The organism is Spongiactinospora sp. 9N601, from assembly GCF_044326295.1.
In the GTDB taxonomy this organism is placed as follows: domain Bacteria; phylum Actinomycetota; class Actinomycetes; order Streptosporangiales; family Streptosporangiaceae; genus Spongiactinospora; species Spongiactinospora gelatinilytica.
On the sequence record NZ_JBIRBB010000004.1, the window covers coordinates 157,238 to 174,245 of the forward strand.

A 17,008-nucleotide genomic window follows, 5' to 3' on the forward strand; every position below is an offset into this window, starting at 1 on the left:
CGATGGGACGTGACGAGCTGGCCGCAGAACTGCTGCCGATCTGGCGAAGTGTGCTGGGTGATGCCGCGGAAATCCAGGAGGACACCGATTTCTTCCGGCTGGGCGGGCACTCCATGCACGGGGCCAGGCTGATGGCCCGCGTGAGCAAGCGATTCGGGGTGGAGCTGCCGATCCAGCTCATCTTCGAGGAGCCCGTGTTCGGCAGGTTCGTCACTCTCGTCCATGACGCGCTCGGGCGACCGGCCGAGGCGCCGGTGCCTGTCGGCCACACGAGCGCGCCGCTGAGCGCGCAGCAGCGCGAACTCCTGAGGCTGGAAGAACTGCTGGGGCCGTCACCGGTCAGCAACATGGTCCTCGTGGCCGAGCTGGGCGTCCCGGTCCGTACGCCCTCGCTCCGCTCGGCCCTGTCCGCGCTGCCTGTCCGGCATCCCGTGCTGCGGGCGGCCTTCGACATGGACGCCGGAAGGCAGGTGCTGCGCCCGGCGACGGAGGTCCCGCTGGAGGAGCTGGACATCGACGTTCCTCCCATGGAGCCCTCCCGGCAGGCGTCCGCCGTCCGCCGGGCCGTCCGCCGGGCGTATCTCCGCCCGTTCGACCCGGCGGCCGGCGGCATGCTGCGCGCCCAGCTCATCCGGGTGCCGGGCCGGGGGCCGCTGCTGGCCCTGCACCTGCATCACCTGGTCGCCGACGGCGTCTCGCAGGAGGTCCTTCTGGAGGATCTCGCGGCCGAGTACGCCGCGCTGACCGGGCCGCCGATTCCGGGTACGCCCGCAGCGGCCCCGGCGCCGCCATCGGCCGGTTACCTGGACTACGCGGTGTGGCAGCATGAGCGCCGGTCCGCCGTACTCGCCTCGTCGGCCGCCCACTGGCGGGAGGTGGTGCGCGCGCTGGTCACCGATCCCACCCGGACGCTGCTCACCCGGCCCGCGCCGGCCACGCGGTTCACGCGCGGCTCCGCCGTCGTGCCCGCGGACACCGTGGCCGCCGTGCGGCGGTGGGCGAGCCACGACGGCGGCACCGATTTCATGGTGGTGGCGGCGGCCGTCGCGGGCGCGCTGCACGCCATGTCCGGGCAGACCTGGACAGGACTGGGGACGTTACTGGACAACCGATCGCGGACCGAGTTCGACCGGACGGTCGGGCCCATGGCCAACAGCGGCCTGCTCGCCGTGCAGGCGGGTCCAGACGCCACTCCCGGGCAGTTGCTCGCCCGTGTCCGGGCCGAACTCCTGCGCGCCTGGCAGTGGTCGGAGCTGCCGTTGGAGCTCATGCTGGAACGACCCGCCCAGGACGCCGGGCTCTCTCCCGGTGAGCTGGTGGACATGGTGGTGACGGTGGAGCGCCCGTTCCGATCCGAGGGCGGGGCCCTGCCGATGACGGTGGTCCCCGACGAGGGTGAGCCGATGATGCCGGCCGTCCCGGCGACCCGGCGCGACCTGACCGCCACCGTCCAGGCGGGCGGCGAGCTGGCGCTGACCCTGGAGTACGCCGACGACGCGGCGGAGAAGGACCACGCCGCCGCGTTCCTGGCGGCGCTCACCCACGTCTTCGGCCGCTTCGCCGACCATCCGGGCGAGCCGGTGGGCCGGGAGTTCACGCTCGTGGAGGGCAGGCCGTGACGCCGGACCGCATCGCGCTCGACGGCGCCGACGGACCGGTGCGGATCACCTTCGACGATCTCGGCCGGCCCGCGATCGAAGCGGTGAGCAGGCCGGATGCGGCGCTCGGCATGGGCTGGTGCGTGGCTGGGCACCGCCGCGCCCAGATGGAGGCGTTGTGGCGGCGCGGTCACGGGACCGCGGCGGCCGTCGCCGGCCCCGCCATGCTGGCCGGTGACATCCGCCAGCGCCGGCTGGGCCTGGCCGAAGTGGCCCGCCGCTGCCTGGGCCTGCTGCCCGGCTGGCAGCGACAGTGGCTCGATGCCTTCACCGAGGGCGTCAACCTCGCCTCCGGCCCGGTGGACACGCCATGGCGGCCTGTCGCCTCGATCGCCGTGGCGCAACTGCTGTACCAGTCGCTCGTCTCCGACGGCAGCGACGTCCGCATGGTGGAGGTGATGCGGCGCACCCTGCCCGCCCCCGTGGTGGACCTGCTGCTCAGCCACGACGACCCCTTCGCGTGCGGGCTCGACGGCACCACCACCCCGCCGGCGGGCGACGGCACGCCTCTGCCGATCGATGCTCTCCGCCGGCTCATGGCGATGCCGCCGCCCGACGACGAGTTCCGCCTGGTGGTCTCGGAGCAACGCCCGGCCGGCAGCAACGCCTGGGCGGTGTCCCTCGGGGACTCGGCCGTGCTGGCCAACGACATGCACATGGAGCTGACCCGTCCGTCCCTGTGGTACGCGCTGTCGCTGTCCCTGCCGGATCTCACCGTCACCGGTGTCACCGTGCCCGGCCTGCCCATGCTGGTCGCGGGCACCAACGGCAAGGTCGCCTGGGGGTTCACCCGGCTACCCGCCGATGTCGTGGATCTGCGCGAGGTCCCGCCGGACGCGCCGTACCGCACCCGTGTGGAGACGATTTCCGTCAAGGGCGCTCCCGACGAGCGTGTCGAGGTGCGCGAGACCCGTTGGGGACCGGTGATGGGCGAGCTGAACGAACGACCCGTCGCCTTCGACTCTCTGCTGCTCGATCCGGCCGCGCTCGACTTCGGGCTGGGCCTGCTCTACGAGGCCACCGACGTCGCACAGGCCGTGTCAACGGTGACCGCGGCCGGGACGCCGCCGCTCAACGCCATCCTGGCCGACTCCCAGGGGAACGTGGCCTGGGCCCCGGCCGGGCGTTTCCCTGCCCGGACCGCACGCGGCCCACGTGGGTTCTCGCCCGCCACCCATGACGGCCGTCTCGCCCCGCTGCCCCCCGAACGGTTGCCGCGCCTGCTCAACCCGCCCTCCGGCCACGTCGTGAGCTGCAACAACGGCAACGCCCAGAGCCGGGAGGCCGGCCTTGGCTGGAACTTCTTCCCGGGGGAGCGCGCCCGGCGGGTGGCCGCGTCGTTGGCCGGCTCTCCGGCGCTCGACGAGCGGACCGAGACACGGCGGCAGCTCGACCTCGACGCGGTGACGTTCGAGTTCTACCGCGATCTGGCCTTGCGGCAGCTCCCGGCGAAGGGCCCGCTGCGGCTCGCCGCGCTGCGCGAGGAGGTGCTCGCCTGGCGGGGCACCGCACACCAGGACGAGTACGGCCTGGCTCTGCTGGTGGCCTTCCGCGACCTGCTCCGCGAACGGCTCATCGCCGCCGTCACCCGTCCCTGCCAGCGGTACGACCCCGAGTTCGCCTACTGCTACCACAACCCTGAGGCGCCACTGCGCCGACTGGTCGCGGCGCTGGACGACGGACTCGTGCCCGCGCCGTGGACGAACCCGAGGTCATTCGTGGTGAGCCAGATCCTGATGGCGCGCGAACTGCTGACGCTGCGGATCGGCTCGACCCGCCCGGTGCGCTGGGGGCAGGTCAACCGGCTGGCTCTGCGGGACCTGGTCACGGGCGAGGCCGGTATGCCGTGGGCGCGGGAGCTGTCCGGGTGCGCGGAGAGCGTTTGCGTGGCGCAGGAGGACTTCGGCGCGTCCATGCGGATGACCGTTCACCTCACCTATCCGGTGAGCGGCTTGCTGGGCGTACCGGGGAGCCCCGCCGCCGATCCCGCCGCCGACGCGGAGTGCCTGGCCTCGTGGGCGGCCGGCGACGCCCCCACGCTGCCCTGGCCGCCCGCTCAGACGCCGCCAAGTTCGGCGTGGAGCTCTCGCAGCAGCTCCGGGTAGTGCCGGTCGAGGAACACGTGCCCGCCCGGCAGTTCCCGTAGCGACACCCCGCCGCGGCACAACGCCTTCCACCCGGACATGGCGTCGCGATCGACGGAGCGGTCCGCCGCGCCGTACAGCACCGTGGCGGGTGTGCCGATCACACCGCCCGCATAGCGGTAGGCGCGCATCAGCTCCAGGTCGTTGCGGAGGATGCCGACGGTCAGCTCCAGCAGCGCGGGCAGCTCGAACAGCTCGTCCGGACCGCCCATGGCCCGCAGGAACCCGACCGGGTCCGCGACGGGCTCGACGCCGCACTGTGGAGGGTTGGAGCCGGCGGCGATCAGCCGCAGTGGCCTTCTCGCCCCGAGGGCTTCCAGACGCGCGGTGACCTCGAAGGCGAGGATCGCCCCCATGCAGTGCCCGAGCAGGACGTACGGCAGCCCATCCGCGGCCACCGCGGCGGCCACCGCGTGGGTGAGCTCCGACAGCAGCGGCTCCGGCGTGAGTACCGGCGGCTCGGCGAGCCGGGGCATATGGCCGGGGAGGTCCACGGTCACGCATTCGATCTGGGGGCCCGCCGCCTGGTGCAACGCCTCGAAGGAGGCCGCGCCGCCGCCGGCCGGCGGGAAGCAGAGGACCCGCAGCACGGCGCACTCCCCGCAGCCGGGCTGGGGGCGCAGCCACGCGTCGGGCGTGGCCGGAAGCTGGGGAGGGTGATCGGGCACTGGCGCTCCTTGGGGGAATCCGGCCGTGACGAGCGGCCCGCCGTCCACGGTCCGGCCCGGGTGGGCCCGCATAACCGGTGGCTAACCCGGGAGTCGAATACTCGGCGAGAGGTCCCCGGCGGCGTGAGTACGGGACCGCGGGGAGAGGAGGGACCTGATGAGGCTGAGAATCCTCGGTCCGTTGGTCGTCAGCGACGCCATGGGGCGGCCGTGCGGCCCACAGGGGCCCAAGCTCCGGACGCTGCTCGCGACCCTGCTCACCGAGCACGGCCGGGTTGTGCTGACGGATCGCCTGCTCCGGGAGCACTGGGGCGGCAGGCCACGGCACACCGCGCGGAACGCCCTCCAGGTCGCCATCTCCGAGCTGCGTAGACGTCTGCGGGACAACGGCCTGGCACCGGCGGTCGCGGCCATCGTGACCCACCCCTCGGGCTACCTGATGGAGATCGACTCGCGCGAGTTCGATCTGCCGCGGTTCGAGACGGACCTGGTGTGCGCCCGGACCGCGGGGGAGCGTGGCGAACTGGACGAGGCGGCCGGCTTGGTCGCGCGGGCGCTGTCCCTCTGGCGCGGGCCTGCGCTGGCGGACGTTCGCGGGGGCCCGATGCTGGCGGCCGAGGCGTGCCGGCTGAATGAGCTGCGGACGGCCGCGCAGGAGCTCCGCTTCGCCGTCGAACTGCGGCGGGGCCGGTCCGCTCACCTCATCGGCGAGCTGTACGCCCTGGCGGCCGAGCATCCACTGCGCGAACGGGTACACGAGTCCCTGATGATCGCCCTGCACGACCAGGGCAGACCCGCAGAGGCGTTGCAGGTCTACAGCAGGATTCGGCTGGCGTTGCAGACCCAGCTCGGGCTGGAGCCGGGGCCGGGCCTGCGCCGCATCCAGCGGATCGTGCTCACGCGGGGGCCGCGGGTACGTTCCGCGCCGTCCGGTCATTCGCCCGCCTTGACGGGCCGCTCCAAGGTGTCATAAAGCTCGTTCACGCAGGCCGCGGCGAGCGCGTGCAGACTCGACACGACGAGCCCTTCCGGGCAGCCGGCATCTCGCAGGGCCATCGGCAGGTCCGTGCAGGCCACCAGCACGGGCAGGCGCTCCCGCCGCCACAGCGCGGCGACCGCCTCCCGCAGGAGCGGCCGGCACTCTCCTGCCCGGCCGGCCTTGACCAGGCCGATGCACTCTTGAACGCGGCTCTGTACTTCGGCGCCGGGAATCAGGAGGCGGTAACCCGCCCGCTCCGCACACCGCTGGTAGATGCCGTCGGCGATCATTCCGGTCGTGCCGACGAGCCAGGCTCCGCGAGGGCTCGTCCGGGCGGCCTCGCACAGGGTCGCCTGCACGATATGGACGAGCGGCACCGGGAGTTCGTCGCGGAACCGGTCGACGAAGACGTGTGCGGTGCCGCATGGGATCGCCAGCAGGTCCGCGCCCCAGTTGACCAGCTCGTCTATGCACTTCCTCAGGGCCGGTAGCGGGCTTTCGCCGCGGCCGAGCAAGGCGGCGCCGCGGTCCGGGACACGCGGTTCGGAGAGCATCACGACGCGCGGGTGCTGCTGGTCGGTCGCGGCCGGTGCCAGTTCCGCCACCAGCCGGAGAAACTCCGCCGCGGCGGCGGGCCCCATCCCGCCGAGCACTCCCAGCGTCCTCACCGGCCGGGCCCCCCGCCGAGCTCTCCGGCGAGCCGGGTCAGCCACGCCGTCATGCGTTCCGGAACATCGTGGAGGTTCACCTGGTCGCCGCGTGCCGGCGTGTGGTGGACCTCCAGCCGCAGCCGTCCGCCGCGTACGGCCGCGCCGATCTCGACCCGGCCGGGACGCGGCTTCGAAGGTGCGGCCATGCCTAGGCCGGTGAGCCCGTCCTGATCACCGAAGTGGCGCAGCAGGATCGCCGCGCGGCCGGAAGCCGGGTGGGCCTCCCGCATCCGTCTGCCGACCGGTTCCAGCGTGCCGGCGCGGGCCGGGGTGTCCGCTGCGCCGAGGGTCACCGTGCTCGACGCGGCGAGCTGGCCCACGGTACCCGGCTCCCACGATGCCTCCCGCCGCGTGTGGTCCACGACGTCGATGGACACCACCGGCCCGCCCGCGCGTCCGGCGAGGGCCGCGCCCGCGGCGGCGACGATCGGGGTCACGGCGGGCAGGTCGTACATGGCGAGCGCGGTCATGAGCGTGGCGGTGTCGTCGCCGGACAGCAGGGCCGCACCGGTGACCACCGCCTCGCCTTCGCCGGGCGGTACGACGGATTCCGGATCGTCCATCCCGGCCAGGGCCCGGGCCTGGGCGAGGAATGAGGGAGCGGGTGGGAGCGGACCCTGCTCGCCGTCGGCCAGGGCGGGCACTTCCTGGATCAGCGTCCGCAGGCTGTCGGCGTCGGCGGCCATCTCGTGTACGGCGATCAGCAGCTCCGCCGTGCCGCCGCCGTGCTCGACGAGGACGAACCGTGCGACGTTCTCACCCGGATCAAGGCTCGCGAGCAACCGGGCCGTCGCCGAGCGGAGCAACGGCTCCCCTGTCGCGGCTCTGTGCCCCGACAGGTCCAGCCGGAGTACGGGTACCCCGGCCTGGACTCCTCCGTCGCGCAGCCGCGGGTGCCCGGCGGCGTCCCGGTCCAGCCGCAGCCGCAGCGCGTCGTGGCGCAACACCAGCCGCAGAACCGCCTTCTTGGCCAGGCCGACGTCGGCCCCCCCGGGCAGCGGGACGAGGACGGCGCTCCCGGCACCGCGTGCCGGGGCCCCGCCGCCGAGCAGTGTCCGTTGCGCGGCGGTCAGGGGGGCCGGGGCACCGGGCCCCGGGGGCGGCTCCTCCATGCCCGGGCCGGGCTCGGGTACCAGGGCGAACCGCCCGCTCGCCGGGTGAGGGAGCAGGTCGCGCTGGACGACACCCGCCCGGCGGGGAATCCGGTCCAGCGGCACCCAAGTGTCCGGCAGCATGTCGTCCGGCAGGCCGCGGGCCGCGAACTCCCGCAGGTCGCCGTGCCGGGGCGCCCCACGCGGCACGTAGTACACGATCAACCGCCGCCCCAGGCCGCGGACCTCGGCGGGGTCGGAATAGCCGAGCCTGGCCAGCATGCGCCGCACCCGCGCGACATCGACGGGGGCGCGCAGCTCCCGGTCGGCCGCCGTCACATCGAGGTGGCCCAGCCGGACCTCCCAGCGTGTCGGGGACTCGTAGTTGTGGTAACCGCGTTCCAAGGTGTGGACATAGACCCCGACGTCGTTGATCATGCAGTTCGTGCTGCAGAACCCGGTGTCCGACGGCCGGGACCACGACGTGGCCCGCCGCTGCAGGAACTCCTCGATCTCCTTCTTGGTGACGTCGGAGTATCGGTAGAAGTCCACCACCTCGACCGTTCGCAGCGCCTCTGTGTCCAGGTCGTCACCGCGCTGGTGGTAGATCCGGCGCCCCATGGTGAGCCGGCGGTCGATCTCCTCCGGGTCGAAGATGCCGTTGCGGTGGAACCAGGCCAGCCGCTCGTCGATGATCTGGCCCCGGGACAGGCCCGTGACGATGGTGGGGATGCCGCGTTCCCAGGCCAGCCGGGTGCTCGATTCGAGCAGCGAGCGGAAGCAGCCGTTGCACACGCTCTGGTGCTCGCGCAGGCTCTGGAGGAAGATCTGGTTCTGTCCCGCACGGCCCGCCGTCACGTGCTCGATGCCCAGCGCGCCGGTGACGGCCTCGACGTTGCGCATCGCGGTCTTGGAGATGAAGCCGTTGTCGAAGGTGAAGGTCATCACCCGCAGACCGAGATCGACGAGCCGGTGCAGGACATAAGTGCTGTCCTTGCCCCCGCTGAAGAGCAGGAGGCAGTCGTGGTCGGCGCGCGCTCCGGCCGAGCGCTGCCGCACCAGGTCCACGAACCCGCCGATGTCCCCGAAGTAGGCGAGCACGTCGTCCTTACGCCGCTGGTAGAAGCGGCAGTACGCGCATACGCCGGAGGCGTCGAGGGCCGTGCCCGGATATGTCGCCGCCATGCCGCAGGCCAGGCACGCGTCGGGGTCCTCGCCGGCCCCGGTGGCGCCCTGACACACGACGGTGCAGTCCACGACCGACTTGTGCGCCAGGACCGCGGCCTCCACCGCCCGCTCGATGCCCCGTACGCCGCCCTGCTCGACCGGCGCTGTCACGCCGGCCCCCGATCCGCCGCGACGCCGTCCGCCCGTGTGATGCCGAGGCTTTCCAGCGCGTCGTCCAGTGGTGCCGCACCGCCCGCGAGCGCGTCTTCCAGCATGACGGCCAGCGATTCGATCGTCGGCGCGGCCAGGAAGTCCCGCAGCGGCACCTCCACGCCGAAGTCCTCCCGCACCCGTTCGAGCATCCTCATCACCTGAAGGGAGTGACCGCCGGAGTGGAAGAACCGCCGCCGCACGTCGATCTCCTGCGGCGGCAGCATCCCCGCCCACAGCCGGGCCAGGGCCTGCTCGGTCGGGGTGCGTGGCGGCGTTCCGCCCGGCGCGGTCGTGGGGGCGGGATCGGGCAGCCGACGACGGTCGATCTTGCCGCTGATCGTGCGGGGCAGTTCGGCCACCGGGACGAACACGGCCGGGACCAGGGCCTCCGGCAGGTGCGCGTGCACGTGGTCGCGTAGTTCCCGCTCGTCCAGGGCGTCGGAGGTCTCGATGAAGGCGCTCAAGTAGGGCAGGCCGTCCGGGCCGTCGAAGAGCGCCACGGCGGCCTCGCGGACCGAGGGATGCATGCGCAGCACGCTCTCGACCCCGGTCGGCTCCACCCGCACCCCGGCTATCTTCACCTGGTGGTCGAGGCGGCCGATGTACTCAAGCTCCCCGTCCGGCAGCATTCTGCCGAGATCACCGGTTTTGTAGACGATGTCGGCGGGATCGGAGCCCAGCGGATTGGGGACGAACGCCGCACGCGTCTCCTCCGGGCGGTCATGGTAGCCGAGCGACCGGTACGGCGTGCGCAGGTGGATCTCCCCGACGGTCCCGGGCGGGCAGGACCGCCCTCGATCATCGAGGATGAGCACCTCGGCCCCCGGCATGGGCCGGCCCACGGGGATCGAGGGCCGCTCCGTGTCGTCCGGGGAGACCATGTGGTAGAGCTTGGTCATCGTGGTCTCCGACGGGCCGTAGAGGTTGACCAGGCCGATCCGCTCGCCGTACCGGCCGAACCAGCGTGCGGCGTCGGCCGGTGGCAGCACCTCGCCGGCGCAGGCCACGACCCGCAGCGCGGCGAGTCCGGCGTCGGCCCGGCAGGCCGCCTCGGTGAGGCCGCGGAACACCGAGGGGATGCAGTGCAGCAGGTTCACCTGCCGCCCATCGAGCCAGTCGAGCAGCAGCCCCGGGTTCGTGACGGCTCCAGCGGGGGGCACGCAAACGGTGCCGCCCACGGTCAGCGGGACGAAGAAGTCTCGCAACATCGCGTCGAACGCGGGAGAGGTGAGCTGGCTGACCCGCCATTCCCCGGTGACGCCGAACGTGTCGATCTCCCACCCGACGTAGTGGCCGATGGCGCACAGCCTGCCGAGCACGCCCTTGGGGCGGCCGGTGGAGCCGGAGGTGTAGAACACGTAGCAGGGGTCGTCGGGCGAGGCCCGGCGCTCGGGGAGCGGCGGGGCGTGCGCCGGTTCGGCCGCGTCCACGGTCACGACGCCGCCGGTCAGTCCGGTGAGCCGGGCCGGAACGCCGGACCCGACGACGGTGTGCCGGGCGTTCACGTCGTCCAGGATGCCGCTGATCTGCCGCTGCGGTGTTCCGGGGTCGATGGGGACGAACACACCGCCGATCCTCAGCACGCCGAGGACGCCGGCGATCACTTCCGCGCGGTCCTCGGCCAGGATCGGGACGAAGTCGCCGGCGCGGGCACCGGCCTCGGTCAGGTCGGCTGCGACGCGGTCGGACAGCGCCGCCAGCCCGGCGTAGGTCAGTGTCGTTCGCGGGCCTTCCACCGCGATCCGCCGTGGGAACCGGCCGGCCGCGCGGCGGACGAGCGTGTCCACTGCTTCGAATGCCATCCTGCGTATCTCCCTGGACAAGTGGTGTGTCGGTTCATGTGTGGTTGGGCAGGCCGAACGTGTCCAGCAGCACCCCGAAGCTGAGCGCCACCAACAGCACGTCGTCCTCCAGGTGGGGGTGGAGGTCGTGTTCGCGCCGCAGGCTCCGGGCGCGCAGGTGCTCGATGACCTCGGGCGCGAAGTAGCCCTGGCGGCGGACGCGAGCGGGCGACAGCATGTCGTTCACCCATTCGGCGCCCTCCCTGAGCAGGGTGGGGCTTGCGGGAGCGCGGAATCCGAACTTCTGCCGTTGACTGATATCTGCCGGGACGAGCCCGTCGGCCACCCGCTTGAGCAGGTACTTCTCGGTCAGCCCCGGCGCGGCCAGGTGCTGCGGGACACTGGTGGCGAACTCGACGACGTCCAGATCGAGGAACGGGTATCGCACCTCGACACCGTTGGCCATCCCCATGCGGTCGCCGTGGTCGCCCAGCAGATGATCGGTCAGCCGGAGCTTGACATCGAGATAGGAGCGCTGGTGCAGGGGATGCCGGCCGCGCAGCATGTCCGGATCGACGGGCGGGAATCCGGTGCAGTCGAAGTCGGGGAAGGTCTCGGCCACGCCAGGCGCGTACAGCTCTCGTCTGGTCCGGCTCCACTGGTGGTAGTCGCGTTCGTAGTAGAGGTGCGGATCTCCCCACAGCCGCTGCCGCGCCTGTCGCTCCAGTACGGCGTCCGGGCCGTGCTCACGACCCGCCCCGGCCAGCCCCGCCTGGTCGAACCGGTAGCCGGGGTAGCCGCCGAACAGCTCGTCGGCGCCCTCGCCCGCCAGCACGACCTTCACACCCGCCGCCCGTGCCGCCTCCGAGAGGGCCAGTGAGCAGGTGTTGTAGGTCTCCTTCACCGGGGCCTCGGCGTGCCAGACCATCCGGGTGAACCGGGCGGACAGGTCGGCGGGGCCGGTGATGATCTCGTGGTGGTCGGTGGCGATCTTCTCCGCGACGAGTCGCTGGTAGCGCGACTCGTCCAGATGCCGCTCGGGAAAGGCGATGGAGAACGAGTGCCGCCCGGTGCCGGGCTCCGCCTGCGCGGCCAGCGCGGCGATCAGCGAGGAGTCCAGCCCGCCGCTCAGGTAGAGGCCGACCGGTACGTCGGCGCGCAGCCGCCGGACGACGGACGTGGTCAGCAGCTCGCGCAACTCCTCGGTGCGGCGCTCGACGTCCTCGTCCGGCGACTGCTGCCCCAGCAACGGGTAGTCGAGGTCCCAGTAGCGGGCGTCGCGTGTCTGACCGTCCTCGACCAGCAGGTAGTGCCCGGCCTCCAGGCTGCGTACGCCCGCGAACATCGTCCGGGGACCGGCCAGGCCAGGGAAGGTGAGGATCTGGTCGAGTCCGGTGAGGTCCACTGCGCGGGGTACGCCTCGATGCGCGAGGACCGCCTTGATCTCCGAGCCGAAGACGAGCTGGTCCGGCGTGCGGGTGTAGAACAGCGGCAGCACGCCAAGGTGGTCCCTGGCCAGGAGCAGCCGGCGCCGCGTGCGGTCGTAGAGGGCAAAGGCGAACTGCCCGCGCAGGTCATGGAGCAGGCCGGGGCCCTTCTCCTCGTACAGGTGGACGATGACCTCGACGTCGCCGTCGGTGGTGAACACATGACCGCGGCTTCGCAGTGCCGAGCGCAGCTCCCGGTAGTTGAAGATTTCGCCGTTGCAGACCAGCACGACGGAACCGTCCTCGTTGCGGAGCGGCTGCATGCCGCCCGTCAGGTCGACGATGCTCAGCCGCCGAAACCCCAGCCCGATTCCTGCGGCCAGGAAACGGCCGGCGGCGTCCGGCCCACGATGGGCCAGCGTGGCCGCCATCGCGTCGAGGATCGCCTCGTCGGCCGGATGCCCTGCCGCGGGCCCGCCGGCCTCGGGCCCTTCGCGCATGTCCACGAACCCGGCGAGACCACACACCGTTCGGCGCCCCCTCAGGGATCTGTCCTCGGTCGGCTCATCCTAGGTCGGGACCGGCGCTCTTCCCCGGCCTGCGGCGGCCGGACGGGGGCGATGCCTCAGCGGCTGCTCAGCGCCCCCTCAGCGGGGTCGCGGCAGCGGGATGCCCGGACCATCGGCACGTAACCGGCCCCGAACCAGGCGATTCGATACTCGGTCCAGTGTCCTGGCGGCAGGCGCGGGTCAGAGTGAGGAGCATCGAGATGGACCAGGCCGGACCAGGGTGGGACGTGGGCGTCGGCGTGGCGCGCATCATGGCTCAGGAACTGGGGCAGGCGTCCATCGGGGGCGACGACGACTTCTTCGAGCTGGGCGGCACCTCCCTCATGGGCGTGCGGGTCGTCCGCAGGATGCAGAGCGAGTTGGGGCTGCCGGTCTCCCTGGCCGATCTGTTCGAGGTGACGACGATCAACGGCCTGCTCGGCCTGCTCGGGCTGCTCGGGCCGGACGCCGAGGGATCATGGAAGGCGGCGCACCGGGTGCTGCCCCCGTTGCGTCGGCGCGGCGGGACGTCCCCCGCGCCGCTGTCCTTCGCGCAGTCGCGGATGTGGTTCCTCAACCAGTACGAAGGACCGAACGCCGTCTACAACGTCCCGATAGCGCTGAGGATGCGCGGCCCGCTCGACCGTGCGGCGATGCTCGCGGCCGTCGGCGATGTCGTGGCGCGGCACGAGATTCTGCGGACGGTGTTCGAGGACGTCGGCGGGGTGCCCCGCCAGCGCGTCGTGCCGATGGCGGAGGTTCCCGCCCCTCGGGTGGAGGAGGTCGGCGAGGCCGGACTGCCCGGCGCGCTGGAAGCCGCCGCCCGGCACGAATTCGACCTGTCGGGCGAACTGCCAGTGCGGACGTGGTTGTTCTCTGTCGCGCCCGACGCGCATGTGCTGCTGCTGGTCGTGCATCACGTGGCGGTGGACGAGTGGTCGCTGGCACCGCTCCAGCGGGACCTGGCGCGAGCGTACGCGGCCCGCCTGGCCGGTGGCCCGCCCGACCTGCCGCCGTTGCCGGCCCAGTACGCCGACTACGTGCGGTGGCAGCAGGAGTGCCTTGACGAGGAACAGGAGGACGGACCGGCCGCCGGCCTGCTCGCCTTCTGGATCAAGGCCCTGGAGGGCCTGCCGGAACGGCTGGAGCTGCCGGCCGACCGGCCGCCCCCGGCCCGGCTGAGTCATCGGGGCGCCACCGTGCGGGCCCGGCTGGGCGCCGAATCCCACCGGCGATTGCTCGCGCTCGGGGGCGCGCACCGGTGCAGCCAGTTCATGATCCTCCAGGCCGGGCTGGCGGCCCTGCTGACCCGGCACGGCGCGGGCACCGACATCCCGATCGGCGCGCCGATCTCCGGCCGTCTCGATCCGGCGCTGGACGACCTCATCGGCTTCTTCCTCAACACGCTGGTCCTGCGTACCGACACCTCGGGCGATCCCTCGTTCGAGGACCTGCTCGATCGGGTCCGCACGCACGATCTGGCCGCGTTCGCCAACCAGGGCCTGCCGTTCGAGCGCCTGGTGCAGGCGCTCAACCCCGCGCGTAACCCGTCGAGGAACCCGTTGTTCCAAACGATGCTCGTCTTTCAGGACGAATCTCCGGCCCTGGAACTGGCCGGGCTGGAGACGACGGTCGAGCTGCTGGGCACCGGGCTGGCCAAGTTCGACCTGACCTTCTCCTGCGCGGCACTGTGGGACGAGCGGGGTTCGCCCGCCGGCATCGAGGTCTGCCTTGAGTACTCCAGCGAGCTGTTCGACGCGGAGACCGCGCAGGGGCTGGCCGACCGCTACGTCCGGCTGCTTGACGCCGTCTGCGCGCACCCCGGCCACCCGATCGGCGAACACGGCCTCCTCGGGGCGGAAGAGCGCGCCCTCCTGCTCGCCGGCACACCTCCCCTCGCCGCCCGCACGCCCTGGCCCTCCCTGCCGGACAGGTTCGAGCGGCAGGTCGCCCGCACCTCATCGGCGACGGCGCTCATCTGTGCAGACGGCACGCTCACGTATTACGAGCTGAACGTGCGGGCCAACCGCCTGGCTCGATATCTCATCTCCCGCGGAGTGGGACCGGAGCAAGTCGTCGCCGTGGCACTGCCTCGCTCCATCGGCATGATCGTGGCCGTCGTCGCGACGCTGAAGGCGGGCGCGGCCTATCTGCCACTGGACATCACCCTGCCGCCGGCGCGCCTGGAGTTCATGATCGAGGACGCAGCCCCCTCTCTGCTGCTCACCGCGACCGGGGCCCCCACGCTCGGCGAACACCTGGGCGGCAGGCGCGTCTTCCTGGACGATCCCGGGCCGGCCGGTTCGCTCGAAACCGGGCCCGGCCACGACATCACCGACGCCGAGCGCGGCCACCCGCTCTCACCCGATCACCCGGCGTACGTGATGTACACCTCCGGCTCGACCGGCCGGCCGAAGGGCGTGGTGCTCGGCGCGGGCGCGCTGACGAACCTGATCGATTGGGAGAAGGCCCTGCTGCCCGGCGGCCCCAGCACCGTGGTCGCGCAGTCGGCCCCGTTCGGCTTCGACATGTCCGCGCACGAGATCCTGTCCGCGCTGCTGTCCGGTGGCACGCTGGCGCAGTGCGCGGAGGAGACCCGCCATGACGCCGGCCGCCTGACCGCCTGGCTGGACGAGTACAGGGTGGGAGAGCTGCACGCGCCCAACCTCGTCCTGGAGGCGGTGTGCGCGACGGCGGTCGAGCGGGGGCTCGACCTGCCCGCGCTGAGGCACATCGTCCAGTCGGGAGAGGCGCTGGTGGTCACCGGGGCGGTACGCGACTTCGCCGCCGCTCGGCCGGACCGCCGCCTGTACAACCAGTACGGGCCGACCGAGACACACGTCGTCACCTGTCACGCGCTGCCCATCGACGCCACCGCCTGGCCGGAGCCCCCGCCCATCGGTGAGCCGATCGCCGGTCATCGGGTCTTCCTCCTCGACGAGGGGCTGCGCCTGGTGCCGCCCGGCGTGGTCGGCGAGTTGTACGTCGCGGGGGCCGGGCTGGCGCGCGGCTATCTGGGCAGGCCCGGCCTGACCGCTGAACGGTTCGTCGCCTGCCCCTTCGGCCCGCCGGGCGAGCGGATGTACCGGACCGGTGACCTGGCCCGCCGCCGGACGGACGGGAGCGTGGAGTTCCGTGGTCGCGCCGACGACCAGGTCAAGGTGCACGGGTTCCGGGTCGAGCCCGGCGAGATCGAGGCGGAACTGACCCGGAGCCCCGATATCGCCCGGGCCGCGGTGGTCGCGGACAAGGGCGCCGCGGGCACGCGCCTGGTCGCCTACGTCGTCCCCGCAGAGGAACGCGAGGTGAACGTGGCGGAGCTGCGGGGACGCCTGGCCGCCACGCTCCCGGCCCACATGATCCCCGTCGCGTTCGTCGTCGTGCCGAAGCTGCCCCTCACGCCCAACGGCAAGCTGGATCGACGTGCCCTGCCGGACTCCGGGACCGGAGCCGATGGCCGCCCGGCGCGGACACCGATCGAGGACATCCTCTGCGACGTGTTCGGTGAGGTTCTCGGCGGCACCAGGATCGGCGCCGAGGTCAGCTTCTTCGACGCCGGTGGCCACTCGCTGCTCGCCACCCGCCTGATGAGCCGGATTCGCACGGTGTTGGGGGCGGAAGCGGCGATCAGGGACCTGTTCGAGGCGCCCACGCCGGCCGCGCTGGCCCGCCGCCTCGGCGCCACCCGGTCCGGCGGCGACCTGGACGTCCTGCTGCCGCTACGCGCGGGCGGGCCGAGGACACCGCTGTTCTGCGTACACCCGGCGGCGGGCATCGGCTGGGTGTACTCGCGCCTGCTGCGGCACGTGCCCGCCGGGCACCCCGTGTACGCGCTCCAGTCACCCGGCCTGACCGGGCCCGGCCCGGCCACCGTCGAGGAACTGGCGGTCAGGTACGTCGCCGAGATCCGCGCCGCACGGCCCACCGGCCCCTACGCCCTCCTCGGCTGGTCCTTCGGCGGGGTCGTGGCCCACGAGATCGCGGTTCGCCTCCAGGCCGAGGGGGAGAGGGTCGCCCTGCTCGCGATGCTCGACTCCTACCCGGCCCGCCCCGGCCCCGGTGGCCCTCACTCCGGCGCACCCGGCGCGGAACCGGCCGGGGACCAGACGCCGGCCGCGCTGCTCCAGTCGCTCGGGGTCAGGCACGACGCGTCACCAGGCCGGCCGCTAGGGACGGACGATGTCGCCTGCGCCCTCCGCGCGTCGGACAGCGCGGTGGCCGGGCTCGGGGCGGAGCGTGTCCCGTCACTGGTCGCCGTCTTCTCCGGCGCCGCCGAACTGATGGCCCGCTTCACCCCCGGTGTCTTCCACGGTGACGTGCTGTTCTTCAGGGCCACGCTGGACAAGACGCCGGGCACGCCGTCCATCGGTGACTGGGGGCCCTATGTGGCCGGGCGGATCGAGTCACACGAGATGTCGTGTGCGCACGGCGAGATGATGGCGTCCGGACCCGTGACCCGGATCGGGATGATTCTGGCGGCGCGGCTCGGCGTAACCGGCATCTAACCACGCCCACCTATTGTCGGACGATACGTGCCGCCGCGCCGTTCACCCGGCGCGGCGAGTTCGAGAGGAGCACCGTGAGCGTTCGCCCTGTCCTCGGCCCAGGGCCGGAGAGCCACG

General features: G+C 72.6%; 9 protein-coding genes. 4 read left to right on the forward strand and 5 right to left on the reverse strand.

Annotation, left to right across the window (positions count from 1 at the left end; genetic code table 11):
• The first annotated feature begins 2 nt into the window (after positions 1-2).
• Positions 3-1,619 carry a condensation domain-containing protein gene (locus ACH34R_RS10635; protein ID WP_397561176.1) on the forward strand — a complete coding sequence of 539 codons (1,617 nt, stop codon included), beginning with the start codon at positions 3-5 and terminating at the stop codon, positions 1,617-1,619.
• A complete protein-coding gene (locus ACH34R_RS10640) occupies positions 1,616-3,763 on the forward strand; it encodes a penicillin acylase family protein (RefSeq protein WP_397561177.1) in 2,148 nt (715 codons plus the stop codon). Before ACH34R_RS10635 ends, ACH34R_RS10640 begins: the two co-directional genes overlap by 4 nt.
• Here the strand turns inward: ACH34R_RS10640 and ACH34R_RS10645 are convergent.
• Positions 3,715-4,470 carry a thioesterase II family protein gene (locus ACH34R_RS10645; protein ID WP_397561178.1) on the reverse strand — a complete coding sequence of 252 codons (756 nt, stop codon included), beginning with the start codon at positions 4,468-4,470 and terminating at the stop codon, positions 3,715-3,717. The two genes, ACH34R_RS10640 and ACH34R_RS10645, sit on opposite strands and share 49 nt — an antisense overlap.
• Before the next feature lie 157 nt (positions 4,471-4,627).
• Here ACH34R_RS10645 and ACH34R_RS10650 point away from each other — a divergent pair, with 157 nt between their 5' ends.
• Positions 4,628-5,443, forward strand: coding sequence for a BTAD domain-containing putative transcriptional regulator (locus tag ACH34R_RS10650; RefSeq protein ID WP_397561179.1), 816 nt, complete (start codon positions 4,628-4,630; stop codon positions 5,441-5,443).
• Here ACH34R_RS10650 and ACH34R_RS10655 read toward each other — a convergent pair.
• From ACH34R_RS10655 to asnB, 4 genes are read right to left on the reverse strand one after another with little or no spacing between them, the layout of a single operon-like run.
• Positions 5,404-6,117 (reverse strand): aspartate/glutamate racemase family protein, encoded by a 714-nt coding sequence (locus ACH34R_RS10655; RefSeq protein WP_397561180.1) that lies wholly within the window; start codon positions 6,115-6,117, stop codon positions 5,404-5,406. The two genes, ACH34R_RS10650 and ACH34R_RS10655, sit on opposite strands and share 40 nt — an antisense overlap.
• Positions 6,114-8,588, reverse strand: coding sequence for a hypothetical protein (locus ACH34R_RS10660; protein WP_397561181.1), 2,475 nt, complete (start codon positions 8,586-8,588; stop codon positions 6,114-6,116). Before ACH34R_RS10660 ends, ACH34R_RS10655 begins: the two co-directional genes overlap by 4 nt.
• Positions 8,585-10,432: an amino acid adenylation domain-containing protein gene (locus ACH34R_RS10665; RefSeq protein ID WP_397561182.1), complete on the reverse strand. Its 1,848-nt coding sequence runs from the start codon at positions 10,430-10,432 to the stop codon at positions 8,585-8,587. The genes ACH34R_RS10660 and ACH34R_RS10665 overlap by 4 nt, the downstream gene beginning before the upstream one ends.
• Before the next feature lie 34 nt (positions 10,433-10,466).
• Positions 10,467-12,365 (reverse strand): asparagine synthase (glutamine-hydrolyzing), encoded by a 1,899-nt coding sequence (gene asnB, locus ACH34R_RS10670; RefSeq protein WP_397561183.1) that lies wholly within the window; start codon positions 12,363-12,365, stop codon positions 10,467-10,469.
• A 242-nt stretch (positions 12,366-12,607) separates the two neighbouring features.
• Between asnB and ACH34R_RS10675 the strand changes: the two genes are divergently transcribed.
• The gene (locus ACH34R_RS10675) at positions 12,608-16,891 is read left to right on the forward strand and encodes an amino acid adenylation domain-containing protein (protein WP_397561184.1); all 4,284 of its coding nucleotides are present in this window, start codon (positions 12,608-12,610) and stop codon (positions 16,889-16,891) included.
• Positions 16,892-17,008: the final 117 nt, after the last annotated feature.